We start from the raw sequence: 26941 nt of genomic DNA on the forward strand, positions 1-26941 counted from the left end.
GGCCGGGCGCGGGGGGGGTGGGGGGGGGGGGGGGGGGCCGGGGGGGTTTGTGGTTGTGGGGGCGGGGTTTGTGGGGGGGGGGGGGGGCCCCCGCGCGGGGGGGGGGGGGCCCCGGGGCCCCTCAACCCTTACAACAGGGTGAAATTCCCCTCGGCGGCAATTTCCGCCACCGGCTTGCGTGGGCTCGGCACTTCACGGGCCTGAAGTTTCTCCGGCAGGCTGGCCTTGTCGCCCAGCTTGCCGATCGCCACCGCCGCGTGCAGCTCGTAGCCCTCGGGGATTTGCAGCTCTTTGCGGGTCAGCTCTTTGTCGAAGCCGGCCATGCCGTGGGTGTGCCAGCCGTCCAGGCTAGCCTGCAGGGCCAGGTGCGCCCAGGCCGAGCCGGTGTCGAAGGTGTGCCAAAGGGCCGGGCCTTCTTCGCTGGCGCCGGGGGCGGTGAAGGTGGTTTTCGAAATCACGATCACCAGCGCCGCGGCCTGTTGCGCCCAGCTGCGATTGAATTCGTTGAGCAGGCCGAGGAAGCGCTCCCAGTTCGGCGTGTCGCGGCGCGCGTAAAGAAAGCGCCAAGGCTGCGAGTTGTACGCCGACGGCGCCCAGCGCGCGGCTTCGAAAAAGCCCAGCAGGGCTTTTTCGCTGATGGCCTCGCCGCTGAACGCGCGTGGAGACCAGCGGTTGATGAATTGCTCGTGGATGGCGTAATCGGCGATGCGTGGGCTGTCGCTCATGGCGGCTTCCTTGTGGGGGGAGGAGGGTAACGTCGCCACGAGGCGTTCGTTCGAGCGGCTAAAGCTACTGCGATGCCCGGTCGATGACAAGTGAACAGTGCCGCCGTAGACTAGCGCGCCTCTTTACCCAGGACCCTGCCATGGCCGCGCCCGCCGAACCGTTCTGGCTGCATAAAAGCCTCGCGCAACTCTCCCCCCAGGAGTGGGAGTCGCTGTGCGATGGCTGTGGTTTGTGCTGCCTGCAAAAGCTCGAGGACGAAGACGACGGCAGCGTGTACTACACCCGCATCGCCTGCAAACTGCTGGACCTGAACACCTGCCAGTGCAGCGACTACCCGCGCCGGCGCGCCCACGTGCCCGACTGCATCGCCCTTACCGCCGAGCAGGCTGACCAGTTCAAATGGCTGCCGCCTACCTGTGGCTATCGCCTGGTGGCGGAAGGTCAAGACTTACCCGCCTGGCACCACCTGGTGTGCGGGGATCGCAACGAGGTGCACGCCCAGCGGATTTCCCAGGCCGGGCGCATGCTCAGTGAAACGGCAGTCGCCGAAGACGACTGGGAAGACCATTTGATCTTCCGCGCCGGCTAACCCTCAGGGTTTTTTCGGTGGCAGCGGGTCATCACCGGTCACCGTCAACCCTTCGGTGGCGGCCACGGCGCTGTCTTTCAGGCTTTGCAGTTCGGCCCCGGCGCGCTCGATAGTGCCGCGGATCTCGTCGAGGTCTTCACGGCCTTTCTCGAGGATGGCCTTGGTCTTGCTGTAGCCGGTGTAGCCCCGCACCAGCGCGGCGCCGCCGATGGCCACCTGCAGCAAGCCGAGCAGGCCGCCGCGGGCCACGCCCTTGCCCACCAGCACGGCGCCGGCGGCCAGCGAGCCGGCGCGCTCCCAACCGTGAACGTTCTGGGGGTGGGGCATCAACGGTACGGGGTCAATGGTACGGCGGGTCATGGCAGGCTCCTTGATTGCGGCTTATCTACCTGACCGGCCGTGGCTGGGGTTCGTTCCGTTCACGACACCTTTTGCCCGTCGGCCATGCGCAAGCGCTTGGACAACGCCACCGCCAGCGCGCGGATCACCTTGCACGCCACCCGCGGCGACTCGCTCATCATCTTGTCGAGCGAATCCTTGCCGAGGCTGACCATCTGGCACTCGGTGGCCGCCACGCAACTGGCCGAGCGGCGTTCGCCGTCGAGCACGGCCATTTCACCGAACGAACGGCCCTTGCGCAGCAGCGCCACTTCCACCTCGTTGTTGTCGAGGTCGAGCCGGCGCACCGACACGTTGCCGTGCTGGATGATGCACATGAAGGTGCCCGCGTCGCCTTCCTTGAAGATCACCTCGCCTTGCTGCATTTTCAGCAAGCTGAAGTAGCCCGCCGCCGCGGTGCAGTCTTCGGGCAGCAGGTTCTTGAACAACAGGCTGTCCATCAGAATGATGCGGATCTCGTTGTTCGTCGAGGTGGTGTTGGCCATGTTTGGGTTATTCCTCACAGATGATCGGCCAGCCCCAGGGCCTTTAACATGAACGCATATTCTAACGCGTCCTGGCGGATTCTTTCATATCGGCCCAAGGGTTGGCCATGGGCGCCTTCAGGGTCGATGGCGAGGAGGATCTCGCCGCCGCCGGTGGCCTGTTCGCGAAGTTTGGCCACCCATTTGGCCGGGTGCCAGTAAGGCACCACGGTGTCGCCCATGGCGCCGGTGGCCAGTAAAGGCGGGTAGGCTTGCGCGCGGGCGTTTTCATAGGGCGACCAGCCGGCGATCCAGGCATAGGCCTCGGCGCCGCGGGGGTCTCCCCATTCCTCGTATTCCAGTTCGGTCAGCCGCAGGGTAGGGTCGAGCATGGCGGTCAGTGGGTCGACGAACGGCTGCCGGGCAATCGCCGCGGCGAACAGCTCTGGGCGCTGGTTCAACGCCGCGCCCACCACCAGGCCGCCCGCGCTGTGGCCGTGGATGACCAGCCCCTGGGCGGTCGTCCAGCCCTGCTCGATCAGGTATTCGGAACAGGCGATGAAATCATCGATGGAGTGTTGTTTCAGCGCCCCGCGGCCGCCGGCATGCCAGGCTGGGCCGAGCGTGCCGCCGCCGCGCACGTGAGCGATTGCCAGGCTGAAGCCGCGATCGATCAGGCTCAGCCCAGCATGGGAAAAACTCGGCTCGAGGGCCACGCCGTAGGCCCCGTACACCTGCAGCAACAGCCGCTGTGGGCCGCGCTCGAGGTGGTCGCGGCGCATCACCAGGCTGATCGGGATGGCGGTGCCGTCGGCGGCAGTGGCCCAGAGGCGCCGGGTGGCGTAGCGCTCAGGGTCGAAGTTGCCCTGCACGGCCAGGGTTTTGAGTACCTGGCGTTCCGCGCTGGGCAGTGCCAGCCACTGGGTCTGGGGCGGCTGGGTAAATGACTCGAGCGCCAGCACTACGGCTGGGCTGTCGAAGGGCAGGGCAGCCCTGACCGCCAACTGGTAAGCCTGCTGGTCGCCGAAGCCAACGGTTTCGGCCGGGGTGCCGGCGCGATGGATTTCGACCTGCGGCAGGCCTTGGTTGCGCACGCTCAACACCAGCGCGCTGCGCTTCGGCGCCATGGCCTCGATGCTGACGCCCGCGCGGGGCGCTACCAGCGGCTGCCAGGGGCCCGCCAATGCCGGGCTGGCCTCGGCGCTGGCGCAATCGACCTGGCTGGTTACGCCCGCACCGCTGGCGCGGTGCAACCAGCACCACTGCTCGCCCCACAGGCCGTGGTCGAGCTCGCCCCGCGGGCTGCCGCCAGGGCCAGGCAGCGCTTGGAACTGCCCGCCTGGCGCATCGGCGGGCAGCACCCAGGTATCGCTGGCGTCGCTGGCAAGGCAGTGCAGCAGCAGCCAGTGGCCCGAGCTGCTGCGGCTGCAGCGCAGGCGATAGGCCGAGCGCTGCTCTTCGAAGACTTTCTCCGGTTGCGCCTCGCCCAGGCGGTAGCGGTACAGCTGTTGGCTGTGCTGGCCAGCGCCGAAGAGTAGGGTCTGGTTGTCGTTGGCCCACACCACCGTGCCGTCGAATGGCTCAGTGGGCAGCGAAACGGCGCTCTGCTCACCGGTGGCCATGTTCAGCACGAATAGGCCATCGCCACTGCCGGCCCACAGGCTGTAGGCCAGGTATTGGCCGCCGGGGCTTATGCTCAGGGCGCCGAAGGCGATGCGGCCATCGCCGGCGAGCAGGTTGGGGTCCAGCAGCAGCTGTTCGCCGGTGGGGTCAGGTTCCAGCAGGGCGCCGCCGGCCAGGGGTGGGCTGCGGTAGTAGCGGGAGTAGGTTTCGCCGGCGTGCTTGCGAAAGTAATACAGCCAATCGCCGAGCGGCGTGGGGGTGAACAGGTCGCTGTCCTGGTAGCGCGCGCTGATTTCGTCGAACAGCCGCTGCTGCAGTGCCGTGGTGCTGGCCAGGTACTGCTCAAGGTGGGCCTGCTCCTGGGCGAGAAAAGCCTCGGTGGCGGGGAGGGTAGGGGTTTGCAGCCAGGCGTAGGAATCCTGGCGGGTTTCGGCGGTGGGCATGCCGGCGGCTCCACAGGTAAGGGGGCCGCCAGCGTAGGCCCGGCTCGCCGGCGCGGGGGCTACCCGGTTACCTCACCTCGGCGGCGATGCCGAGCACCTTGAACAGGAACGCGTATTCCAGGGCCACATCCTTGAGCGCCTGGTAGCGCCCGCTCATGCCGCCGTGGCCGGCGCCCAGCTCGGTCTTGAGCAGCAGCAGGTTGTGGTCGGTGCGGGTGGCGCGCAGCCGCGCGACCCACTTGGCGGCCTCCCAATATTGCACGCGGCTGTCGTTGTAGCCGGCCACCACCAGCATCGCCGGGTAGCCCTGGGCGGTGACGTTTTCGTACGGCGCATAGGCCTTGATGCGCGCGTGCACGGCCGGCTCCTCGGGGTTGCCCCATTCGTCGTATTCGGTCACGGTCAGCGGCAGGTCGGGGTCGAGCATGGTGTTCAGGGTGTCGACGAACGGCACCTCGGCAATCGCCGCGGCGAACAGCGCCGGGCGCTGGTTGAGCACCGCGCCGATCAACAGCCCACCGGCGCTGCCGCCGCTGATCACCAGTTGCGCGGGGCGGGTCAGGCCCTCGGCGACCAGGTGCTCGGCGCAGGCGATGAAGTCGCTGAAGGTGTTCTGCTTGTGTTCCTGCTTGCCGGCCCGATACCAGGCCTCGCCCAGCTCGCCGCCGCCGCGCACATGGGCGATGGCGAAGGCGAAGCCGCGGTCGAGCAGGCTCAGCCGCGCGTGGGAGAACCACGGGTCGAGGTTGCTGCCATAGGCGCCGTAGCCATACAGGTACAGCGGCGCCGGCTGGCCCTGGGTGCGGCGGTGCATCACCAGGCTGATCGGTACCTGGGTGCCGTCGGCGGCGGTCGCCCACAGGCGCTGGCTGACGTAATCGTCGGCGTCGAAGCGGCCCAGCACCGGGGTTTGCTTGAGCACCCGCTGCTCGCCGCTGGCCAGCGCCAGCTCGCGGACCTGCGCCGGGCGGTTGAGGGCTTCATAGCGCAGGCGCATGTGCGGCCCGTCGAACTCGACGGTGTCCTGGATGTACAGGCTGTAGGCGGCATCGGGCAGTTGCACGCGGTAGGCCGGCGCGCCCTCGGGGCGCACCTCGATCACCGGCAGGCCGCCTTCGCGCAGGCTCAGCACGTAGGCGGCGTGGTTCAGGCTGACGCCGTCGAGCATCACCGTGGCGCTGTGGGGCACCAGTGCCTGCCAGTGCTCGCGAGTTGGCGCTTGGCCGTTGTCTGGCGTGTTGTACAGGGCGAAATTGATGCCGCTGGCGTTGCTGCGAATGAACCACTGCCATTGGCCATTCAGGCGGCCGTGGTCGAGGTCGTACTCGTGGCCTTCGGCCCGCGGCGCCACGCAGGCGAAGCGGCCTTGCGGGGTGGCGGCGTCGAGCACCCAGGCTTCGCTGGTGGTCTTGCTGCCCAGTTGCAGCACCAGTTGGCGCTCGGAGCTGGTGCGGTAGCAATGCAGGAAGAAGCGCCCGTCGAGCTCTTCGAACACCTGCTCGGGCTGGGCGTCGCCCAACCGGTAGCGGTGCAGGCGGAACGGCCGGTGGGTGTCGTCGAGGCTGGCGAAGAACAGCGTCTGGCTGTCGTTGGCCCAGGTCATGCTGCCGTCGCAGTCTTCGAAGGGCAGGGCGGTGATGGCGCCGCTGGCCAGTTCCTTGACGAACAACTGGTAGGTTTCATCGCCCGAGGTGTCGAGGCTGTAGGCCAGGCGCTGCTGATCGGGGCTGATGCTGAACGCGCCGAGCGACAAAAAGCCACCGCCGGCCAGGGCATTGGGGTCGAGCAGCAGTTGCTCGTCGGCCTCGTTCACCACAAGGCTGCCATCGGCTGGGCGTGGGTGGCGGTAGTGGCGGGCGTATTCGTCGCCGGCGGTGGTGCGCGTGTAGTACAGCCACGGGCCCCAGGGCGAGGGCAAGGAGAGGTCGGTTTCGCGGATGCGCCCGCGGATTTCTTCGAACAGCTGCTCGCGCAGGGCCTGTTCGTCGGCCAGTTGCGCCTCCAGGTAAGCGTTCTCGGCCTCGAGGTAGGCCAGTACGGGGGCGCTGTCGCGCTCTTGCAGCCAAGCGTAGGGGTCGGCGCCTTGGCCCAGGTGGGCAACAGGCGCGGAAGAGGTCGTCATGGCAGGCAGCGTCCTTCGGCAAAAGCCGTTATCATAGGCGCCAATTCGCCTGCCGTCGCTCGAATCCACATGACCGAAAACGATTACTTGATTGCCTGGGGCATCTACGCCTTTGCCGCGTTGGGGTGCTTGCTCGTCTGGTTCCGCGCCACCCGCTGGATGTGGCGCTGGCTGCGCGAGCCACTGCGCCTGCTGGCGGCGGTGGCGGTGTGCGTGCCTACCGCGGTCGACTCCTCCAGCGCCCGGCTGGCCCCGGCGATCGCCATCTCGGCGCTCGACATCCTCTTCAAAGACACCAGCCACCTGTGGGCCACGGTGCCGACCCTGGCGATGTACACCGCCATCGCCTTCGGCGTTTACCTGTTGTTCGCCCTGCTGCGCTGGCCGCTGGAGCGCAGGGGGCGCGCCGCCCAGGCCGAGCGCGAGGCCGCCCGTGCCGCCCAGGCCAAGCGCGATGCCGAGGAAGACGCCCGCGAGGCCAGTGCGCCGCGCCGCGCCCCTGAGCCGGCGCCGCGCGCGCAACCGGCCGGCCCCCGTGGCCGGGTCGAACCGCGTTTGTAAGCCGAGGCTGCCATGTGCGAACTGCTTGGCATGAGTGCCAACGTCCCGACCGATATCGTGTTCAGCTTCACCGGCCTGATGCAGCGCGGTGGCCGCACCGGCCCGCACCGCGACGGCTGGGGCATCGGCTTCTACGAAGGGCGCGGCCTGCGCCTGTTCCAGGACCCCGCCGCCAGTTGCGAGTCGCAGGTGGCGCAGTTGGTGCAGCGCTACCCGATCAAGAGCGAAATCGTCATCGGCCACATCCGCCAGGCCAACGTCGGGCGGGTCTGCCTGGCCAACACCCACCCCTTTGTGCGCGAGCTGTGGGGCCACAACTGGTGCTTCGCGCACAACGGCCAACTGGCCGACTTCGCCCCGCAGCCGGGCTTTTACCGGCCGGTGGGCGACACCGACAGCGAAGCGGCCTTCTGCGACCTGCTCAACCGGGTGCGCGCCGCGTTCCCGGAGCCGGCGCCGATCGAGGCGCTGCTGCCGGTACTGGTCGAGGCCTGCGCCGAATACCGCGGCAAGGGCGTATTCAACGCCTTGCTCAGCAATGGCCACTGGCTGTTTTGCTTTTGTTCGACCAAGCTGGTCTACATTACCCGCCGCGCACCGTTTGGCCCGGCCCGTTTGAAGGATGTCGACGTGGCGGTCGATTTCCAGGCTGAAACCACTCCGAACGATGTGGTTACGGTGATCACCACCGAGGCGCTCACCGACAACGAAGCCTGGCAGCGTTACGAGCCGGGCAGTTGGGCGCTGTGGCGCCAGGGCGAATGCGTGGCGCAGGGCACCACTGAAACCGCCGGTTAAGGAAACCCCATGCTGCGAAGTTATATGCGTTTGGTGATCTTCGCCCTCGGCCTGCTGCTGGGCGTGCAGTGGCCGGGGTTGTTGAATGACTACGCGGTGCGCGTGCAGGCCCACCTGACCGAGGCGACCAACGCCTTGCAGGGCTTCAGCGACACCGCCGGGAAGTTCTTCAATGGCGATTTGCAGGCGCTGGTGCAGCATTACCAGGGCAGCGATGACCCGGTGTTCCGCAGCGACGCCCAGAGCATCGCTACCCTGGTCACCCGCCAGGCCCAGTTGCAGGCCGAATGGCAGGCGCTGCAAGGGCCCTGGTACGCGCGCAGTTGGCACGTGGTCAGCGCGGCAGACCCGCAAATTCGCGATGAAACCCTTCAGGGCTACAACTACCAGGTGCCGCTGGCGCCCGAGGCGATCACCTGGGGCGTGGCCGTGGCCGTGCTGCTGGCGCTGGCGTTCGAATGGCTGATGATCGGCATTGGCTACACCTTCGGGATTCGCCGGCACAAGCCGATTCCCGAGAGTTGGCGGTAGGGCCCTTCGCCCGGCACAGCCGGAGTGCCGGACCACGGCCTCCCCCCAGATTTATGTAAGTACTTGATTTACTGGGCAACACAGAACCCGTGGGAGGCCGGCTGTGCCGGGCGATGGGCCAGTCAGGCCATGCGCTCAGTAAACCCCGCCATAGCCCCCGTCCACCAGTTTTTTGACGCCATCGCGCGTATCCCGCCCGATACAACCCCGCCCCCACCCCGCCAGCCCACGCCCCCAGCGCCTGTAACCATTTTGCGACACGCCCCGGCACGGCCCTTGCAAAAACCCTTTCGTCCAAACCGTTTCCTGACGCTTTTGCGCGAGAGAGCACGATGTCCCAAGCCGTCCCGATGAGCGATGCCCTTGCCCCCGCGGCTGCCCAGCCAGACCTCGAGCAGGCGTTCGCCCTGTTCAGCCAGGTCTCGGCGCAGCTGAGCGATTCATACAACCTGCTGGAAAGCCGCGTCAGCGAGCTCAAGGGCGAGTTGGCTGAAAGCAGCCGGCGCCGCCTCGAAGACCTCGCCGCCAAGGAACGCCTGGCCGGGCGCCTGCAAAGCCTGCTCGACGTGCTGCCGGCCGGGGTGGTCGTGCTCGATGCCCATGGCCGCATCGCTGAAGCCAACCCGGCCGCCCAGGCCCTGCTCGGCGAGCCGCTGGTCGGTGACCTGTGGCGCCAGGTGATCGCCCGCTGCTTCGCCCCGCGGCGCGACGACGGCCACGAGATTTCCCTGCGCGATGGCCGCCGGCTGTCGATCGCCACCCGTTCGCTGGAAGGCGAGCCGGGCCAGTTGGTGGTGCTCAACGACCTCACCGAAACCCGCCGCCTGCAAGACGAACTCGCCCGCCACGAGCGGCTGTCGTCGCTGGGGCGGATGGTCGCCTCGCTGGCGCATCAGATCCGCACGCCGCTGTCGGCGGCGATGCTCTACGCCGGCCACCTGCAGGAACAGGTGCTGCCGGTGGAAACCCAGCAACGCTTTGCCGGGCGCCTGAAAGAGCGCCTGCACGAGCTGGAGCATCAGGTGCGCGACATGCTGATTTTCGCCCGCGGCGAGTTGCCCATGCATGATCGGCTGTCGCCGGCCGACCTGTTCATGGCCCTGCGCCGCGCCGCCGCCACCCACGTCGAGGGCGCCGCGGTGCGCTGGCAGTGCGACGTGCAGGGGCACTTGCTCAACTGCAACCGTGACACCCTGGTCGGCGTGCTGCTCAACCTGATCGACAACGCCCTGCAGGCCAGTGGCCCCGGCGCGCGGCTGAAGGTGCACCTGTATCAGCGCGATAACACCCTGCGCCTGGCGGTCAGCGACCGCGGCACCGGCATCGAGCCGGCAGTGCTGGCGCGCCTCGGCGAGCCGTTCTTCACCACCAAGACCACCGGCACCGGCCTGGGCCTGGCGGTGGTCACCGCGGTGGCCCGCGCCCACGGCGGCGACCTGCAACTGCGTTCGCGGCTGGGCCGCGGCACCTGTGCCACGGTGATACTGCCCTTGGGCGAGGAGGCACCATGAGCCACAAGGTGCTGCTGGTCGAAGACGACCGCGCCCTGCGCGAAGCGCTGTGCGACACCCTGGCCCTGGGCGGGCATGCCTACCACGCCGTTGGCAGCGCTGAAGACGCCCTGCTGGCGGTGGCCGCCGAGCCCTTCAGCCTGGTGCTCAGCGACGTGAACATGCCCGGCATCGACGGCCACCAGTTGCTCGCCCGGCTGCGCGCCAGCCAGCCACAACTGCCGGTGGTGCTGATGACCGCCTTTGGCGCGGTAGACCGCGCGGTCGAGGCCATGCGCCAGGGCGCCGCCGATTACCTGGTCAAGCCGTTCGAGCCGGCCGCGCTGCTTGAAGCGGTCGCCCGCCATGGCCTGGGGCAACTGCCCAGCGCCGTGGCGGACGGCCCGGTCGCCCAAGAGCCGGCCAGCCTGCGCCTGTTGGAACTGGCCGCGCGGGTGGCGCGCAGTGAGTCCACCGTGCTGATTTGCGGTGAGTCCGGCACCGGCAAGGAAGTGCTGGCCCGCTACATTCACCAGCAGTCGGCCCGCGCCGGCCAGCCGTTTATCGCGATCAACTGCGCGGCGATCCCCGACAACATGCTCGAGGCCACCTTGTTCGGCCATGAAAAGGGCTCGTTCACTGGCGCCATCGCGTCCCAGCCGGGCAAGTTCGAGCAGGCCAACGGCGGCACCCTGTTGCTCGATGAAATCTCCGAGATGCCCCTGGGCCTGCAAGCCAAGTTGCTGCGTGTGTTGCAGGAACGCGAGGTAGAGCGGGTTGGCGCGCGCCGGGCGATCGCCCTGGACATCCGCGTGCTGGCCACCAGCAACCGCGACCTGACCGCCGAAGTGGCCGCCGGGCGTTTCCGCGAAGACCTCTACTATCGCTTGTCGGTGTTCCCGCTTGCCTGGCAACCGCTGCGCGAGCGCCCCGCGGATATCCTGCCACTGGCGGAAAAACTCCTGGCCAAGCACGCGGCAAAGATGAAACAAGGCCCTGCCCAGCTCGATGCCAGCGCCCGCGCCTGCCTTTTGGCGCATGCCTGGCCAGGTAACGTGCGCGAACTCGACAACGCCGTACAGCGCGCGTTGATCCTCCAGCAGGGCGGCGTGATCCGCGCGGAAGACTTCTGCCTCGCGGGTATTCCGCAGCCGCCGTTACGTGTTGAATTATTGACGCAGCCGGTTTCGGATCCCCAACCGTCGGATCGGTCGAAACCGACACCCCTCACTGGGGTCAGCCCTAGTGACGCCGCGCAAGGCCTGGAAACCGACCTGCGCCGGCGCGAGTTCGAGGTGATCATCCAGACCCTGCGCACGGAGCGCGGGCGTCGCAAAGAAGCCGCCGAGCGGCTGGGCATCAGCCCGCGCACCCTGCGCTACAAGCTGGCGCAGATGCGCGATGCCGGCATGGACGTAGACGCCTACCTGTACGCCAGTTGATTCGCGTATCGACTTGGTAGGCTTTGGCATTGCTCTTGCTACTTCACCAGTAACGAGCTGTTTCAGCGTCAATATTCTGCAAGGCCGGGAGATCAGCAGCATGAGCCAGGGTGTCGAATTCAACCGCTTGATGATGGATATGCGCTCCATGCAGATGGAAGCGATGGGCAGCGGCAAAGCCGCGGCCAAGAGCGCCGTGGAAGAAACCGCTGGCACCAGCAGCTTCGCTGACCTGCTCAGCGGCGCGGTGAACAAGGTCAATGACACCCAGCAGGCCGCCAACCAACTGGCCAACGCTTTCGAGATCGGCACCCAGGGTGTCGACCTCACCGACGTGATGATTTCGTCGCAGAAGGCCAGCGTGTCGTTCACCGCGATGACCCAGGTGCGCAACAAGCTGGTTCAGGCTTACCAAGACATCATGCAGATGCCGGTTTGAGGGCAGGTTAGGTCATGGCTGAAGCAACCGATAACGTCCCCGCCAAGAGTGCCGGCGCCGCTGGCAAATCGATGCCGGGCTTGGCGTTCCTGGAAAACATCTCGAAGATGCCGGTGCTGCGGCAGGTGGGCCTGTTGGTCGGCCTGGCGGCCAGCGTTGCGATCGGCTTCGCCGTGGTGTTGTGGTCGCAGCAGCCTGATTACCGCCCGTTGGTCACCAGCCTGGCCGGGATGGACGCCAAACAGGTGACGGACACCCTCAACGGCGCCAATATTCCGTACACCATTGAGCCGAACTCCGGCGCCCTGTTGGTCAAGGCCGACGACCTCGGCCGTGCCCGCCTGCAACTGGCCCAGGCCGGCGTGACCCAGGGCGACGGCAACGTCGGCTATGAGATTCTCGACAAAGACCAAGGCCTGGGCACCAGCCAGTTCATGGAAGCGGCGCGCTACCGCCGCGGCCTGGAAGGCGAGCTCAGCCGGACGATTTCCGCCCTCAACGGGGTCAAGGCCGCGCGCGTGCACCTGGCCATCCCGAAAAGCTCGGTGTTCGTGCGCGACGACCGCAAGCCCACCGCCTCGGTGCTGGTCGAAATGTACGGCGGCCGCACTCTGGACCCTGGCCAGGTGATGGCGATCGTCAACCTGGTGGCGACCAGCGTGCCGGAGATGGACAAGAACGGCGTGACCGTGGTCGACCAGAAGGGCACCTTGCTCTCCGACATGGCCGACAGCTCCGAGCTGTCGATGGCCGGCAAGCAATTCGATTACACCCGGCGCATGGAGTCGATGCTCAGCCAACGCGTGCAGACCATCCTGCAACCGGTGCTGGGTAACGACCGCTTCAAGGCGCAGGTGTCGGCCAACGTCGACTTCACCGCGGTCGAGTCTACGTCCGAGCAGTTCAACCCTGACCAACCGGCGCTGCGCAGCGAGCAGTCGACCAGCGAGCAACGTTCGGCCGGCACCCCCAACGGTGGCGTGCCTGGTGCCCTGAGCAACCAGCCGCCCGGCCCGAGTTCGGCGCCGCAACGCACCGGTGGCGCCGCCGCGGCCAACCAGCCGCAGGCCATCCCGCCGGGCCAGCCGCTGCTCGACGCCAACGGCCAGCAGATCATGGACCCGGCCACCGGCCAGCCGATGCTGGCGCCGTTCCCGGCGGACAAACGCTCGCAGTCGACCCGTAACTATGAGCTGGACCGTTCGATCAGCCACACCCGCCAGCAGCAGGGCCGTTTGACCCGCCTGTCGGTGGCGGTGGTGGTCGACGACCAGGCCAAGCTTGACCCGGCCAACGGCCAGATGACCCACCAGCCGTGGAGCGCCGATGACCTGGCGCGCTTTACCCGCCTGGTGCAAGACGCCGTGGGCTACGACGCCAGCCGTGGCGACAGCGTGACGGTGATCAACGCACCGTTCAGCGCCGACCAGGGCGAAGTGATCGCCGAGCCGGCCTTCTACCAGCAACCGTGGTTCTGGGACGTGGTCAAGCAAGTGCTGGGCGTGCTGTTCATCCTGGTGCTGGTGTTCGGCGTGCTGCGCCCGGTGCTCAACAACATCACCGGCGGTGGCAAATCCCGCCAGCTGGCCCTGGCCGATGGCGAGGGTGGCAGCGGTGGCGGCGCCGGCGGTATGGGCGCCGGCATGGGCGGGGGCAGTTTCGAAGGTGGGCTGGCCGATGATCGGGTCAGCCTGGGCGGGCCGCAGAGCATTCTGTTGCCAAGCCCAAGCGAGGGCTATGACGCCCAACTCAATGCAATCAAGAGTTTGGTGGCCGAAGACCCGGGCCGTGTCGCGCAGGTCGTGAAAGAATGGATCAACGCAGATGAGTGATAACCGTGCACTGGCCGCGCCCAAGCTGACCAAGGTCGACAAGGCTGCCATCCTGTTGCTGTCGCTGGGCGAAACCGATGCCGCGCAAGTGCTGCGGCACATGGGCCCGAAAGAAGTGCAGCGCGTGGGTGTGGCCATGGCGCAGATGCGCAACGTTCACCGCGAGCAGGTCGAGCAGGTGATGACCGAGTTCGTCACCAGCGTGGGCGACCAGACCAGCCTGGGCGTGGGCTCCGATGGCTATATTCGCAAAATGCTCACCCAGGCCCTGGGTGAAGACAAAGCCAACGGCTTGATCGACCGCATCCTGCTCGGTGGCAACACCAGCGGCCTCGACAGCCTGAAATGGATGGAACCGCGCGCCGTGGCGGATGTGATCCGCTACGAGCACCCGCAAATTCAAGCGATCGTGGTGGCGTACCTGGACCCGGACCAAGCCGGCGAGGTGCTCGGGCACTTTGACCATAAGGCCCGTTTGGACATCATTTTGCGGGTATCGTCTTTGAACACCGTGCAACCGGCGGCGCTCAAAGAGCTCAACACCATTCTCGAGAAACAGTTCGCCGGCAACTCGACCACCGCCCGTACCAGCCTGGGCGGCGTGAAGCGCGCGGCCGACATCATGAACTTCCTCGACAGCTCGGTCGAAGGCCAGCTGATGGACTCGATCCGCGAGATCGACGGCGACCTTTCCGGGCAGATCGAAGACCTCATGTTCGTCTTCAACAACCTGCGCGACGTCGACGACCGGGGCATTCAGGCGCTGCTGCGCGAGGTGTCTTCCGACGTGCTGGTGGTGGCCCTGAAGGGCGCCGACGAAGGCGTGCGCGAGAAGATCTTCAAGAACATGTCCAAGCGTGCCTCGGAACTGCTGCGCGACGACCTCGAGGCCAAGGGGCCGGTGCGGGTCAGCGAAGTGGAAACCGCGCAGAAGGAAATCCTCACCATCGCCCGGCGCATGGCCGAGGCTGGCGAAATCGTGCTGGGCGGCAAAGGCGGCGAAGAGATGATCTAAACCGCGCTACCCTTGTCTTAACTATTCACGATTCAAGCAACGCCGGCACTTCCCTCGGGAGGGCGCCGGCGTTGCGCCAAGCCGACGGATGAGCGCATGAGCCAAGCGAGCAAGCAGCCACCTAATGCCACCGACCTGATCCGTGCCCGCGACGTGGCCGGGGCGGACCTGTGGCGGCTGCCCAGCTTCGACCCGGAACGCCCGGAGCCTGAGCCGGAGCTGATACCCGAGCCGGAAATCGAAGAGGTGCCGCTGGACGAAGTGCAGCCGCTGACCCTCGAGGAGGTCGAGGCGATTCGCCAGGAGGCCTACAACGAAGGCTTCGCCCAAGGCGAGCGGGATGGCTTCCACAGCGCCCAGGTGCGTGCCCGCCAGGAGGCCGACGCCGCCCTGAAGGCGCGGCTGGAGCCGCTGGAGATGATCATGGCCAACCTGATGGCGCCGATCGCTGAGCAAGACAACCAGATCGAGCGCTCGCTGGTCGAGCTGGTCGGCCATGTGGCCCGCGAAGTGGTGCAGCGTGAATTGAAGATGGAATCGGCGCAAATCGAGCGGGTGCTGCACGAGGCCCTGAAGCTGCTGCCGATGGGTGCCAACAACATCCGGATTTTCGTCAACCCGCAGGACTTCACCCAGATCAAGGCCCTGCGCGAACGCCACGAAGAAACCTGGCGCATCCTCGAAGACCCAGCCCTGCTGCCCGGCGGCTGCCGGGTCGAGACCGAACACAGCCGCATCGACGCCACCGTCGAAACCCGCATTACCCAGGCCTTGGCGCAGTTGTTCGACCAATTGCACGAACAGGGCATGAACCCCACCACGGCCGACATTCACCTCGAGCTGGAGCCCACCGATGCGCCTTGAGCGCACCAGTTTCGGCAAGCGCCTGGGCACCTACGCCCCGGCCATCGCCCTGCCGCGCCAGCCGGTGGTGGAGGGCCGCCTGCTGCGCATGGTCGGCCTCACCCTGGAGGCCGAAGGCCTGCGCGCAGCCATGGGCACTCGCTGCCTGGTGATCAACGACGACAGCTACCAGCCCTCGCAGGTGGAAGCCGAGGTGATGGGCTTCTCGGGCGGCAAGGTGTTCCTGATGCCGGTCGGCAGCCTGGCCGGGATCGCCCCCGGCGCGCGCGTGGTACCGCTGGCCGACACCGGCCGGCTGCCGATGGGCATGACCATGCTCGGCCGCGTGCTCGACGGCGCCGGCCGCGCGCTGGACGGCAAGGGCGGCATGAAAGCCGAAGACTGGGTGCCGCTCGACGGCCCGACCATCAACCCGCTAAACCGCGACCCGATCAGCCAGCCGCTGAACGTGGGCATTCGCTGCATCAACGGTTTGTTGACGGTCGGCCGCGGCCAGCGCCTGGGCCTGTTCGCCGGTACCGGGGTGGGCAAGAGCGTGCTGCTGGGGATGATGACCCGCTTCACCGAGGCCGACATCATCGTGGTCGGGCTGATCGGTGAACGGGGCCGCGAGGTGAAGGAATTCATCGAGCACATTCTCGGCGCCGAGGGCCTGAAGCGCTCGGTGGTGGTCGCCTCGCCGGCCGACGACGCGCCGCTGATGCGCCTGCGCGCGGCCATGTACTGCACGCGTATTGCCGAGTACTTCCGTGACAAGGGTAAGAACGTACTGCTGCTGATGGACTCGCTGACCCGCTACGCCCAGGCCCAGCGCGAAATCGCCCTGGCCATCGGCGAGCCGCCGGCGACCAAGGGCTACCCGCCGTCGGTGTTCGCCAAACTGCCCAAGCTGGTCGAGCGGGCCGGTAACGGCGAAGCCGGCGGCGGCTCGATTACCGCGTTCTACACGGTGTTGTCCGAAGGTGACGACCAGCAAGACCCGATCGCCGACTCTGCCCGTGGGGTGCTCGACGGCCACATCGTGCTGTCGCGGCGCCTGGCCGAAGAGGGCCATTACCCGGCCATCGACATCGAGGCTTCGATCAGCCGGGTGATGCCGGCGGTGGTCAGCCCACAGCACCTGAGCCAGGCCCAGCAGTTCAAGCAATTGTGGTCGCGCTACCAGCAAAGCCGCGACTTGATCAGCGTGGGCGCTTACGTGGCCGGCGGCGACCGGGAAACCGACCTGGCGATCACCCTGCACCCCAAGCTGGTTCACTTTTTGCGCCAGGGCCTGACCGAAACCGACAACCTGCCGGAAAGCGAAGCCCGGCTGGCGGGGATCTTCAAGCCCGCCGTGGCGCCGGGGTAAGCCGCGATGGCGACCAGCCGGGCAGCGCGTTTGGCGCCAGTGGTGGAAATGGCCGAGAAGGTCGAGCGTTCGGCCGCCCAACGCTTGGGCTACCTGCAAGGCCAGGTACGCCTGGCCGAGGCCAAGCTGCAAGAGCTGGAGCAGTTCCGCGCCAACTACCAGGCGCAATGGATCAAGAACGGCACCCAGGGGGTGTCGGGGCAGTGGCTGATGAATTACCACCGGTTTCTGAGCCAGATCGAAACCGCCGTGGGCCAGCAACGCAAGAGCTTGAACTGGCACCAGAACAACCTGAATTCAGCGCGCGGCATCTGGCAGAAGGCCTACGCGCGGGTCGAGGGGCTGCGCAAACTGGTCGATCGCTACATCAGCGAAGCGCGCCTGCTCGAAGATAAACGCGAACAGCGCTTACTCGATGAACTTTCCCAGCGCCTGCCGCGGTCTGAGGGGTACTGAGGCAATGAAATAGCGCGGGCGAGTTGCCTGCCATTGCCCTTGGTGCTACATACTTTTCGGCAGTCGCCAAACAGAAAAAGGATGCTTCCATGGCTGTGTCATCTGAACTTTCCCAGGACGGGACATCTACGCTGACGATCACCATCAGCGGGCGCTTCGACTTTGGCGCCCACCAGGATTTTCGCCAGGCGTACGAGCGTTTCGGTAAAGAACCCAAAACCTATGTGGTCGACCTCGGCGGGGCCACCTACCTGGACAGCTCCGCGCTGGGCATGCTGTTGCTGTTGCGCGACCACGCCGGCGGCGATGCGGCGAAGGTCAAGCTGGTCAATGCCAGCACCGACGTGCGCAAGATCCTGGCGATCTCCAACTTCGACAAGCTGTTCGACATTTAACCCGCGCGGATGGCCACTTCCGAGCGCCCGGCGCTGACGGTGCTGATTGCCGACGACAACATGAGTGACCGCATGCTGCTGGCGGCGATCGTCCGCCGCCAGGGGCACCACGTGCTGCAGGCCGGCAATGGCGCCGAAGCGGTGAAGGTGTTCGAGCAGGTGCGCCCGCAACTGGTATTGCTCGACGCGATGATGCCGGTGATGGACGGCTTCGAGGCGGCGCGGCGGATCAAAGCCATGGCCGGCGACGAGTTGGTGCCGATCATTTTTCTCACCTCGCTGGCCGAAGAAGAAGCGCTGGTGCAGTGCGTCGAGGCCGGCGGCGATGACTTTCTCGCCAAGCCCTACAACCAGGTGGTGCTCGGCGCCAAGATCAAGGCCATGGAGCGCGTGCGCCGGCTGCAGGCCACTGTGCTCGAACAGCGCGACCTGCTGGCGCGCCACCACGGCCACCTGCTCAACGAGCAACGGGTGGCCAAGGCGGTGTTTGACCAAGTGGCCCACTCCGGCTGCCTGAACGCCGCCAACATTCGCTATTTGCAGTCGCCCTATGCGTTGTTCAACGGTGACCTGCTGCTGGCCGCCTACACCCCTTCGGGCGACATGCACGTGATGCTCGGTGACTTCACCGGCCATGGCCTGCCGGCGGCGGTCGGCGCCATGCCCCTGGCCGAGGTGTTCTACGGCATGGCCGCCAAGGGCTACGGCTTGGCCGAAACCCTGCGGGAGATGAACGCCAAGCTCAAGCGCATCTTGCCGGTCGACATGTTCTGCTGCGCCACGCTGCTCAACGTAAGCCCCCGGCGCAAGGTGCTGGAAGTGTGGAACGGCGGCATGCCCGATGCGTACCTGCTGCCGCTCAGCGGCCCGCGCCTGCCCCTGGCCTCGCGGCATCTGCCGCTGGGCATCCTGCCGCGGCCGGCCTTCGACGCCACCATCGAAACCTTTGCCTTCAACCCCGGCGACCGGGTGTTCATGCTCTCCGACGGGATCATCGACACCGCCAACCCACAGGAGGAGATGTTCGGCGCCGAGCGTTTGCAAGGGGTGTTCGACCGTAACACCGACCCGCACCGCCTGCTGGAAGACATCCGCGAGGCGGTGGCGGATTTTCGCGGGGAATCCCACGACGACGCCAGCATGGTGCAGATCGAGGCCAACGCCCCGGGCACCGCGCCAGCCTCGGGGCTGATCTTCTCCGACAGCGGCCAGCTAGCGCCGATGGATTGGTCGGTCTGCTTTGAATTTCGTGGGCAAACCCTCAGCCGCTACAACCCGCTGCCGTTCCTGCTGCAGCTGCTGCTGGAGGTGCAAGGCCTGCGCGACCAGAGCGGCGCGCTGTACACCGTGCTCACCGAGCTATACTCCAATGCCCTCGAGCACGGTGTGCTGGGCCTGGACTCGGCCCTCAAGCGGGATGCCGAGGGCTTTGCCCAGTATTACAGCCTGCGCCAGCAACGCTTGGAGGCGCTGCAGGCCGGGCAGGTCAGTGTGGGGCTGGAAATCCAGCCGGAGGAGGGCGGCGGTGGCCGCTTGCGGATCACCGTCAGCGACAGCGGCCACGGTTTCGATGTGGCGGCGCGTGCGCCTTCGGGCGAGCAGGCCTATGCTGGGCGAGGTATCAACCTGATCCGCGAGCTGAGCCGCCACGCGGAATGGGCCGACGACGGACGTAGCGCGCGCGTGGAATTCACCTGGGCAGCTCAGGCATAATCCGCCGCGATCATGGAGGACCACCCGTGGCTAATGAACATCTCGATTACAAGGTGCTGAGCGCCTTGAAAGAAGTGATGGAGGATGAGTATCCGCTGTTGCTCGATACCTTCCTGGAAGACTCCGCCACTCGCGTGGCCCACTTGCGCGAGGCCCGCGACGCCCGCGACCTGGGCCAGGCGGCGCACAGCTTCAAGGGCAGCAGCGCCAACATGGGCGCGGTGCAACTGGCCGAACTGTGCCGTGAGCTCGAACAGCGCGCCTTCCACGGCCCGCTGCAGGGTATCGAAGACCTCGTCAGCCGTATCGACCTTGAGTTCGGCACAGTGCGGCAACTGTTCATAGACGAGCGGCAGCGCTGCACCAGTTGAGGCTGGCCCGCTAATTGCTAACTCCGTTGCATCTGTCATTCCTCCAGCGCAACGGGGACGCCTTCATGCCTGTCGCTTCGAACACACTGCTGCAACTGGGCTCGGCCACCAGTGCCACCAGCACCGCCGGCCAGGCTTCGGCCAAAACCACAGACGTCAGCAATGACGCGGGCCCCAGCTTCTCCGACGTGTACAGCAGCCAGCAGGCCAGCGCGACCGCCAGCCAAGCCAGCAAGGTGGCCGCGCGCCGCTCGGACGCCTCCCAGGCCGCTGACAATAAACCGGCGAGCAGTGACAAAACCGATACCAGCAAGGCCAAGGTTGCCGATAGCGGCAAGAACTTGCCGGCCAGCAAAACCTCGGCCAAGGCGGATGACAAGGTCGCCAAGGCGAATGATAAAACCGCCAAGGACGACGACAAGGTATCCAGCGCCGATACGTCCGAGGACGACGATGGCGACAGCGTCGCCAGCACTGACCCGGCCGCCAGCCAGGCGCAGCCGGTAGACCCACTGCTCGCGCCGGAGCCGGCGCCAGCGCCGGTGGCGGCCGCGCCGCAACAGCCCGACCCGCAGGCACTGGCCCAGCAAGCCGCGCAAACCCTGCCGGTGGCACCGCCGCCGCTGGCACAAGCCGCGCCGGCCACGGCGCCAGCGGCCAACGACGACAGCCAGAGCGAAGACTTCGACCCGGCGGCAGACCCGCTCGAGGGCATGCCGATGGTGCGCATGGCCCTGGAGCAGAACGCCAAGGCCCAGGGCACCACCTCGGCCCACGCGCAGCCCACGGACGCCAAGGGCAAGGCCGAGGCCAGCCAGCAGCCAAGCTTTGCCGACAACCTCACGGCCATCGTCGAGCCGCAGGTGCCGGCCCAGGGCGCCGGTAAAGAAGGCGAAGCGTCGCTGGCCTCCAGCAGTGATGACAGCAGCGCCCCGCTGACCCCGGGCGTGGCCGCCAGCACCACCCGCGCCGATGATTTCGCCAGCCGCATGCAAACCCTGGCCACCGCCAGCGCCGCCGCGGACAAATCCACCGCCGCGGCCCAGGCGCAACCGCTGCAGATGGCCCAGAGCGGCTGGAGCGAGGGGTTGGTGAACCGGGTGATGTACCTGTCGAGCCAGAACCTGAAATCCGCTGAAATCCAGCTGCACCCGCTGGAGCTGGGCCGCTTGGACATCCGCGTCGACGTGACCGCCGACCAGCAGACCCAGGTGACCTTCACCAGCACCCACCCGGCGGTGCGCGAAGCCCTGGACAACCAGCAAGGCCGGTTGCGCGACATGCTCCAACAGCAGGGCCTGAGCAACGTTGATGTCAGCGTGGGCGACCAGTCGCGCCAGCAACAACAACAGCAGCAACAGCAACAGCAGCAGATGTTCGCCAACGGCCGCGCTGGCGGCAGCGGCACGGCGAACGGGCAGGGCACCGACGGCAGCGCCGACACCGGCGCGATCGAGGAAGTCAGCCAGCCGCAGGTGGTGATTGGCAGCAGCATCGTCGACTACTACGCCTGACGATCAGGGCCCTTCGCCCGGCACAGCCGGAGTGCCGGACCACGGCCTCCCACCAGATTTGTGTAAGTACTTGATTTACGAGGCTACATAGAACCCGTGGGAGGCCGGCTGTGCCGGGGCGATGGGCCCTGAAGCTCATGCACAAAATCAGCCTGCCACCGAGAACACCCCCTCCGCAAAAACTGGCACAACCCTTGCTCCTGTCCCAATATCTCCTGTAAACCCTCGATACAGCGACGGAATATTGGCATGGCGAAGAAAGAAGCAGCACCGGCGGCCGAAGGCGCGGCACCGGCCAAGAAGGGCAAGCTCAAGTTCATCATCCTCATCGTGGTTGCCTTGCTGGTGGTCGTGGGCGGCTCGATCGGGGGAACCTGGTTCTTCCTGCACAAGTCCCAGAACAAGGACGCCGCCAAGCCCGCTGACGCGCCGGCCGCGGCCACCGCCAAGCCGGTGGCGCTGTATGAGGCACTGCAGCCGGCCTTCGTGGTCAACCTCAACCAGCAAGGGCGCCAGCGCTACCTGCAGGTCAGCATTACCCTGATGAGCCACGACCCCGAAGGCATGGCCGCGCTCAAGGAGCACATGCCGGTGATCCGCAACAACCTGGTGCTACTGTTATCCGGGCAGGACTTCAACCAACTGGCCAGCCCGGTCGGTACTGAAATGCTGCGCCAGAAAGCCACCGCCAGCGTGCAGGAAGTGGCCCAGAAAGAACTCGGCAAGCTGGTGGTCGACCAGCTTCTGTTCACCAACTTCGTGTTGCAATAGGAAGCCCGCATGGCCGTTCAGGACCTGCTCTCCCAGGATGAGATCGACGCCCTGCTGCACGGCGTCGACGATGGCCTGGTGCAAACCGATAACCCGGTCGAGCCGGGTAGCGTCAAAACCTATGACCTGACCAGCCAGGACCGCATCGTGCGTGGGCGTATGCCCACCCTCGAGATGATCAACGAGCGTTTTGCCCGCTACACCCGCATCAGCATGTTCAACCTGCTGCGCCGCTCGGCGGACGTGGCGGTAGGCGGCGTGCAGGTGATGAAGTTCGGCGAATACGTGCACTCGCTGTACGTGCCCACCAGCCTGAACCTGGTCAAGGTCAAGCCGCTGCGCGGCACCGCGCTGTTCATTCTCGACGCCAAGCTGGTGTTCAAGCTGGTCGACAACTTCTTTGGCGGCGATGGCCGCCACGCCAAGATCGAAGGCCGGGAGTTCACCCCCACCGAGCTGCGCGTGGTGCGCATGGTGCTCGACCAGTGCTTCATTGACTTAAAAGAAGCCTGGCAGGCGATCATGGAAGTGAACTTCGAGTACATCAACTCGGAGGTCAACCCGGCCATGGCCAACATCGTCGGGCCCAGCGAGGCGATCGTGGTGTCGACCTTCCACATTGAACTGGACGGCGGTGGCGGCGACCTGCACGTAACCATGCCGTACTCGATGGTCGAGCCGGTGCGCGAGATGCTCGATGCGGGCTTCCAGTCCGACCTCGACGACCAGGACGAACGTTGGGTCAAGGCCCTGCGCGAAGACGTGCTCGACGTAGCAGTGCCGCTGTCGGCCACCGTGGCGCGGCGCCAGCTCAAGCTGCGCGACATCCTGCACATGCAGCCGGGCGACGTGATCCCGGTCGAGCTGCCCGAAGAACTGGTGATGCGCGCCAATGGCGTGCCCTCGTTCAAGGCGCGGCTGGGCGCGCACAAGGGCAACCTGGCCCTGCAAATTACCACGCCGATCGAGCGCCGCTGACGGCGCCTCGGCACTGAATACGCAGATTTGAGGAACCATGATGGCTGATGATAAAGACACCGTGTCTGCCGAAGACCAGGCGCTGGCCGATGAGTGGGCCGCGGCCCTGAGCGAATCCGGCGATGGCCAGGGCGACATCGACGCCTTGCTGGCCGCCGACGCCGCCCAGCAACCGAAAGGCTCGCGCCTGCCGATGGAAGAGTTCGGCACCCCGCCGAAAAACACCAACGACAACATGGGCCTGGAAGGCCCGAACCTGGATGTGATCCTCGACATCCCGGTGATGATCTCCATGGAAGTGGGCAGCACCGAAATCAGCATCCGCAACCTGCTGCAGCTCAACCAGGGCTCGGTGATCGAACTCGACCGCCTGGCCGGCGAGCCGCTCGATGTGCTGGTCAACGGCACGCTGATCGCCCACGGCGAAGTGGTGGTGGTGAACGAGAAGTTCGGTATCCGCCTCACCGACGTGATCAGCCCCACCGAACGCATCAAGAAGCTGCGCTGATGGGCCGCTGGCTGATAGCGCTGATGGCGCTGCCGGGCCTGGCCTGGGCCGCCGAACCGGCCGCCCAGGCGGCCAAGGAGCCGTCGCTGATCGGCGGCGGCATGGGCGGGCAACTGCTGCAAACGGTGTTGGGCCTGCTGGTGGTGCTGGCGGTGATCGTCGGCCTGGCCTGGGTGCTCAAGCGCATGCAGCAGGCCTCGCCGCGCGGTGGCCGGCAGGTCATCGACCTGGTCGGCTCGCGGGCGCTGGGCCCGCGCGACCGGCTGGTGCTGGTGCAGGTGGGCGACGAGCAGATTCTGCTCGGGCTGACCCCGGGGCGGATCACTCCGCTGCACGTGATGGCCAAGCCGGTGGCCGTGCCCGAGAAGGCCGAAACGGTGCCTCCTGAATTCGCCCAGCGGCTGATGGAACTGCTCGGCAAGGACCAAAAGGATAAGAAGTGATGCGGCTGTTGCGCGGGCTGTTGTTCTTGGGCGTGTTCCTGGCCGCGCCGCTGGCGTGGGCGGCCGACCCCTTGCAGGTGCCGGCCATTACCCTGAGCACCGGGGCCAACGGCCAGCAGGAGTATTCGGTCAGCCTGCAGATTCTGCTGATCATGACCGCGCTGAGCTTCATCCCGGCGTTCGTCATGCTGATGACCAGCTTCACCCGGATCATCATCGTGTTTTCCATCCTGCGCCAGGCCCTGGGCCTGCAGCAAACGCCGTCGAACCAGCTGCTCACCGGCATGGCCTTGTTCCTGACGATGTTCATCATGGCGCCGGTGTTCGACCGGGTGAACAGCGAGGCCCTGCAGCCGTACCTGGCCAACCAGCTGAGCGCCCAGGATGCACTGGCCCGCGCCGAAGTGCCGGTGAAAACCTTCATGCTCACGCAAACCCGCACCAGTGACCTCGACCTGTTCATGCGCCTGAGCAAGCGCACCGACATCCCCAGCCCGGATGCCGCGCCGCTGACCATCGTGGTGCCGGCGTTCGTCACCAGCGAGCTGAAAACCGCCTTCCAGATCGGCTTCATGATCTTCATCCCGTTCCTGATCATCGACCTGGTCGTGGCCAGTGTGCTGATGGCCATGGGCATGATGATGCTGTCGCCGTTGATCATCTCGTTGCCGTTCAAGCTGATGCTGTTCGTGCTGGTCGATGGCTGGGCGCTGATCATCGGCACCCTGGCCAGCAGCTTCGGCGGCGTGTGACCCTATCGCGAGGTGCCTGAATGACTCCGGAAATCGCAACCGACCTGTTTCGCAGCGCGCTCTGGCTGACCACCCTGATGGTCGCGGTGATGGTCCTGCCGTCGCTGCTGGTGGGGTTGATCGTGGCCATGTTCCAGGCGGCCACGCAGATCAACGAACAAACCCTGAGCTTCTTGCCGCGGATGATCGTGATGTTGATCACGCTGATCGTGCTCGGCCCGTGGATGGTCCGTGAATTCATGGACTACATCCTCGAGCTTTACCACAACATCCCGCAGTTGATCGGCTAGCGTGCTCGCCCTCAGCGATGCCCAGATCGGCGCCTGGGTCGCCAGCTTCGTGCTGCCGTTGTTTCGCGTGGCCGCCTTGCTGATGACCTTGCCGCTGTTCGGCGCGACCATGGTGTCGTCGCGCATCCGCCTGTACATGGCGCTGGCGATCACCGTGGTGATCACCCCGGCGCTGCCGCCAATGCCGCAGATCGACGCCATCAGCCTGCGTGCCGGCTTGCTGTGCGCCGAGCAGATCATCATCGGCGCGCTGATGGGCCTGGCGATCCACATGCTGTTCCAGACGTTCGTGGTTGCCGGGCAGGTGGTGGCGATCCAGATGGGCATGGCCTTCGCCTCGATGATCGACCCGGCCAACGGCGTCAACGTGGCGACGGTGAGCCAGTTCTTCAACATGCTGGTCACGCTGTTGTTCCTGTCGATGAACGGCCACCTGGTGGTGTTCGAGGTGCTGGTCGAAAGCTTCACCACCTTGCCGGTGGGCGGCGGTGTGCTCACCGGGCAGTTCTGGGACCTGGCCAACCGCCTGACCTGGGTGCTCGCCGCGGCGATCCTGCTGGTGCTGCCGGCGATCACCGCGCTGCTGGTGGTGAACATCGCCCTGGGGGTGATGACCCGCGCCGCGCCGCAGCTCAATATCTTCTCCGTCGGCATGCCGGTGACCATCGTGCTGGGCATGGTGATCCTCTGGATCAACATGGCCGACATCCTCAACCACTATCAGGCACTGGCCACCGAAGCCCTGCAATGGCTCCGGCAGCTGGTGCGGGCCAGGTGACGCGTAATGGCCGAAAGCGAAAGCGGGCAAGACAAAACAGAAGCGCCCACAGACAAACGCAAGAAGGAATCCCGCGAGCAGGGGCAGATCGCCCGCTCCCGTGACCTCAACACCTTCATCATCATGATGGCTGGGGTCGGCGGGCTGCTGGCTTTTGGCGGCGGCATGGCGACCATGCTGATGGAGGTGATGCGGCAAAGCTTCACCCTCTCGCCCGACGTGCTGCTCGACACCAACCAGATGGCGATTTTCCTCTACCGCGCGGCGCGCATGGCCATCCAGGCCACCCAGCCGGTGATGATCGTGTTGCTGCTGGCGGCGATCATCGGCCCGATCTGCCTGGGCGGCTGGCTGTTCGCCGCGGGCTCGCTGGCGCCGAAGTTCAGCCGCATGAACCCGGCCTCGGGGCTCAAGCGGATGTTCTCGATGCACTCGGCCAGCGAGCTGCTGAAATCCCTGGGCAAGTTCGGCATCACCCTGGCGGTAGCGGTGTACGTGCTCAACAAAGACCGCAACGACTTGCTGGCGATCGCCAACGAGCCGCTCGAGCGGGCCATCGTGCATGCCTTGCAGGTGGTGGGCTGGAGCAGCCTGTGGATGGCCCTGGGCTTGATCATCGTGGCCAGCATCGACGTGCCGATCCAGCTGTATCAGAGCCGGCAGAAGCTGATGATGACCAAGCAGGAGGTCAAGGACGAATACAAGCAGACCGAGGGCAAGCCGGAGGTAAAAGGGCGCATCCGGCAGATGCAGCGGGAGATTTCCCAGCGGCGGATGATGGCCAATGTGCCCAAGGCCGACGTGGTGATCACCAACCCGACCCACTACGCGGTGGCGCTCAAGTACGACGCCGACGCCGGCGGCGCGCCGATGCTGCTGGCCAAGGGCACCGACATGACCGCGCTGAAGATCCGCGAAATCGCCCAGGCCAACAACATCCAGGTGATGGAGTCGCCGGCGCTGGCGCGGTCGATCTACTACTCCACCGAGCTTGACCAGCAGATCCCGGCCGGGCTCTACATGGCCGTGGCCCAGGTGTTGGCCTACGTGTACCAGATCCGCCAGTACCGCGCCGGCCAGGGCAAACGCCCACAGGCGCCGAAGGATGTGCCCATCCCGCCAGATTTGCGCCGCGATGAAGAGGGCAAGCCCGCCGAGTGAGCCTGGCTAAAGGACTAGATTGTGCTTGATTTCCAGGACAATACACATCGGGCGGGAGGCCGGCTGTGCCGGGCGATGGGCCCTGAAGCTCATGCACGAAATCAGCAGAGCTTACAGATTGA

The 26941-nt window shown here is 66.2% G+C and carries 29 protein-coding genes; 24 read left to right on the plus strand and 5 right to left on the minus strand.

Features of this window, described 5'->3' with window-relative positions; all coding sequences use genetic code 11:
* Window positions 1-128 precede the first annotated feature (128 nt).
* Window positions 129-725 (minus strand): nitroreductase family protein, encoded by a 597-nt coding sequence (locus tag ACFZCE_RS12960; RefSeq protein ID WP_390939476.1) that lies wholly within the window; start codon window positions 723-725, stop codon window positions 129-131.
* Window positions 726-865: 140 nt separating this feature from the next.
* Between ACFZCE_RS12960 and ACFZCE_RS12965 the strand changes: the two genes are divergently transcribed.
* On the plus strand, window positions 866-1315 hold the full coding sequence (locus ACFZCE_RS12965; protein ID WP_390939478.1) for a YcgN family cysteine cluster protein: 450 nt from the start codon (window positions 866-868) through the stop codon (window positions 1313-1315).
* Between the two features lie 3 nt (window positions 1316-1318).
* On the opposite strand, the gene ACFZCE_RS12970 is transcribed toward ACFZCE_RS12965, so the two are convergent.
* The 4 genes from ACFZCE_RS12970 to ACFZCE_RS12985 all read right to left on the minus strand — a co-directional run bounded on the left by ACFZCE_RS12970 (window position 1319) and on the right by ACFZCE_RS12985 (window position 6366).
* Window positions 1319-1690 carry a DUF2892 domain-containing protein gene (locus ACFZCE_RS12970; protein WP_390939972.1) on the minus strand — a complete coding sequence of 124 codons (372 nt, stop codon included), beginning with the start codon at window positions 1688-1690 and terminating at the stop codon, window positions 1319-1321.
* A 44-nt stretch (window positions 1691-1734) separates the two neighbouring features.
* A complete protein-coding gene (locus ACFZCE_RS12975; RefSeq protein ID WP_390939480.1) occupies window positions 1735-2199 on the minus strand; it encodes a cyclic nucleotide-binding domain-containing protein in 465 nt (154 codons plus the stop codon).
* Between the two features lie 14 nt (window positions 2200-2213).
* Entirely contained in the window at window positions 2214-4244 is a 2031-nt protein-coding gene (locus ACFZCE_RS12980) for a prolyl oligopeptidase family serine peptidase (protein WP_390939482.1), read from the minus strand.
* Window positions 4245-4311: 67 nt separating this feature from the next.
* Window positions 4312-6366 (minus strand): prolyl oligopeptidase family serine peptidase, encoded by a 2055-nt coding sequence (locus tag ACFZCE_RS12985; RefSeq protein ID WP_390939484.1) that lies wholly within the window; start codon window positions 6364-6366, stop codon window positions 4312-4314.
* A 69-nt stretch (window positions 6367-6435) separates the two neighbouring features.
* On the opposite strand from ACFZCE_RS12985, the gene ACFZCE_RS12990 reads away from it, so the two are divergent.
* The 23 genes from ACFZCE_RS12990 to flhB all read left to right on the plus strand — a co-directional run bounded on the left by ACFZCE_RS12990 (window position 6436) and on the right by flhB (window position 26819).
* Window positions 6436-6927 carry an MFS transporter gene (locus tag ACFZCE_RS12990; RefSeq protein ID WP_390939486.1) on the plus strand — a complete coding sequence of 164 codons (492 nt, stop codon included), beginning with the start codon at window positions 6436-6438 and terminating at the stop codon, window positions 6925-6927.
* 12 nt (window positions 6928-6939) lie between these two features.
* The gene (locus ACFZCE_RS12995) at window positions 6940-7725 is read left to right on the plus strand and encodes a class II glutamine amidotransferase (RefSeq protein ID WP_390939488.1); all 786 of its coding nucleotides are present in this window, start codon (window positions 6940-6942) and stop codon (window positions 7723-7725) included.
* Between the two features lie 9 nt (window positions 7726-7734).
* On the plus strand, window positions 7735-8256 hold the full coding sequence (locus tag ACFZCE_RS13000) for a DUF2937 family protein (RefSeq protein WP_390939490.1): 522 nt from the start codon (window positions 7735-7737) through the stop codon (window positions 8254-8256).
* Window positions 8257-8588: 332 nt separating this feature from the next.
* Window positions 8589-9767, plus strand: a complete 1179-nt coding sequence (locus ACFZCE_RS13005; protein WP_390939492.1) for an ATP-binding protein — start codon at window positions 8589-8591, stop codon at window positions 9765-9767.
* Window positions 9764-11188: a sigma 54-interacting transcriptional regulator gene (locus ACFZCE_RS13010; RefSeq protein WP_390939494.1), complete on the plus strand. Its 1425-nt coding sequence runs from the start codon at window positions 9764-9766 to the stop codon at window positions 11186-11188. Before ACFZCE_RS13005 ends, ACFZCE_RS13010 begins: the two co-directional genes overlap by 4 nt.
* A 100-nt stretch (window positions 11189-11288) precedes the next feature.
* Entirely contained in the window at window positions 11289-11627 is a 339-nt protein-coding gene (fliE, locus tag ACFZCE_RS13015) for a flagellar hook-basal body complex protein FliE (protein WP_390939496.1), read from the plus strand.
* Window positions 11628-11641: 14 nt separating this feature from the next.
* The gene (gene fliF / locus ACFZCE_RS13020) at window positions 11642-13459 is read left to right on the plus strand and encodes a flagellar basal-body MS-ring/collar protein FliF (protein WP_390939498.1); all 1818 of its coding nucleotides are present in this window, start codon (window positions 11642-11644) and stop codon (window positions 13457-13459) included.
* Complete coding sequence (fliG, locus tag ACFZCE_RS13025) at window positions 13452-14474, plus strand: flagellar motor switch protein FliG (RefSeq protein ID WP_390939500.1); 1023 nt, start codon at window positions 13452-13454, stop codon at window positions 14472-14474. The genes fliF and fliG overlap by 8 nt, the downstream gene beginning before the upstream one ends.
* Before the next feature lie 96 nt (window positions 14475-14570).
* Window positions 14571-15338, plus strand: coding sequence for a flagellar assembly protein FliH (fliH, locus tag ACFZCE_RS13030; protein ID WP_390939502.1), 768 nt, complete (start codon window positions 14571-14573; stop codon window positions 15336-15338).
* Complete coding sequence (gene fliI, locus ACFZCE_RS13035; RefSeq protein WP_390939504.1) at window positions 15328-16689, plus strand: flagellar protein export ATPase FliI; 1362 nt, start codon at window positions 15328-15330, stop codon at window positions 16687-16689. The genes fliH and fliI overlap by 11 nt, the downstream gene beginning before the upstream one ends.
* Before the next feature lie 6 nt (window positions 16690-16695).
* Entirely contained in the window at window positions 16696-17145 is a 450-nt protein-coding gene (gene fliJ / locus ACFZCE_RS13040; RefSeq protein WP_390939506.1) for a flagellar export protein FliJ, read from the plus strand.
* 89 nt (window positions 17146-17234) lie between these two features.
* Complete coding sequence (locus ACFZCE_RS13045) at window positions 17235-17540, plus strand: STAS domain-containing protein (protein ID WP_390939508.1); 306 nt, start codon at window positions 17235-17237, stop codon at window positions 17538-17540.
* 9 nt (window positions 17541-17549) lie between these two features.
* Complete coding sequence (locus ACFZCE_RS13050) at window positions 17550-19253, plus strand: SpoIIE family protein phosphatase (RefSeq protein WP_390939510.1); 1704 nt, start codon at window positions 17550-17552, stop codon at window positions 19251-19253.
* Between the two features lie 26 nt (window positions 19254-19279).
* On the plus strand, window positions 19280-19624 hold the full coding sequence (locus tag ACFZCE_RS13055; protein WP_390939512.1) for an Hpt domain-containing protein: 345 nt from the start codon (window positions 19280-19282) through the stop codon (window positions 19622-19624).
* Window positions 19625-19689: 65 nt separating this feature from the next.
* A complete protein-coding gene (locus ACFZCE_RS13060; protein ID WP_390939514.1) occupies window positions 19690-21138 on the plus strand; it encodes a flagellar hook-length control protein FliK in 1449 nt (482 codons plus the stop codon).
* A gap of 249 nt (window positions 21139-21387) precedes the next feature.
* Window positions 21388-21909, plus strand: coding sequence for a flagellar basal body-associated protein FliL (fliL, locus tag ACFZCE_RS13065; protein ID WP_390939516.1), 522 nt, complete (start codon window positions 21388-21390; stop codon window positions 21907-21909).
* Between the two features lie 9 nt (window positions 21910-21918).
* The gene (fliM, locus tag ACFZCE_RS13070) at window positions 21919-22887 is read left to right on the plus strand and encodes a flagellar motor switch protein FliM (RefSeq protein WP_390939518.1); all 969 of its coding nucleotides are present in this window, start codon (window positions 21919-21921) and stop codon (window positions 22885-22887) included.
* A gap of 40 nt (window positions 22888-22927) precedes the next feature.
* The gene (gene fliN / locus ACFZCE_RS13075; RefSeq protein WP_390939520.1) at window positions 22928-23395 is read left to right on the plus strand and encodes a flagellar motor switch protein FliN; all 468 of its coding nucleotides are present in this window, start codon (window positions 22928-22930) and stop codon (window positions 23393-23395) included.
* The gene (gene fliO, locus ACFZCE_RS13080; RefSeq protein ID WP_390939522.1) at window positions 23395-23838 is read left to right on the plus strand and encodes a flagellar biosynthetic protein FliO; all 444 of its coding nucleotides are present in this window, start codon (window positions 23395-23397) and stop codon (window positions 23836-23838) included. Before fliN ends, fliO begins: the two co-directional genes overlap by 1 nt.
* On the plus strand, window positions 23838-24590 hold the full coding sequence (fliP, locus tag ACFZCE_RS13085) for a flagellar type III secretion system pore protein FliP (RefSeq protein WP_390939524.1): 753 nt from the start codon (window positions 23838-23840) through the stop codon (window positions 24588-24590). The genes fliO and fliP overlap by 1 nt, the downstream gene beginning before the upstream one ends.
* Window positions 24591-24610: 20 nt before the next feature.
* Entirely contained in the window at window positions 24611-24880 is a 270-nt protein-coding gene (fliQ, locus tag ACFZCE_RS13090) for a flagellar biosynthesis protein FliQ (RefSeq protein WP_390939526.1), read from the plus strand.
* A gap of 1 nt (window position 24881) precedes the next feature.
* On the plus strand, window positions 24882-25658 hold the full coding sequence (gene fliR / locus ACFZCE_RS13095) for a flagellar biosynthetic protein FliR (RefSeq protein WP_390939528.1): 777 nt from the start codon (window positions 24882-24884) through the stop codon (window positions 25656-25658).
* Between the two features lie 6 nt (window positions 25659-25664).
* Window positions 25665-26819: a flagellar biosynthesis protein FlhB gene (flhB, locus tag ACFZCE_RS13100; RefSeq protein WP_390939530.1), complete on the plus strand. Its 1155-nt coding sequence runs from the start codon at window positions 25665-25667 to the stop codon at window positions 26817-26819.
* The last annotated feature ends 122 nt before the right edge of the window (window positions 26820-26941 follow it).

Origin of the sequence: Pseudomonas sp. NPDC007930 (assembly GCF_042958985.1) — a bacterium.
In the GTDB taxonomy this organism is placed as follows: domain Bacteria; phylum Pseudomonadota; class Gammaproteobacteria; order Pseudomonadales; family Pseudomonadaceae; genus Aquipseudomonas.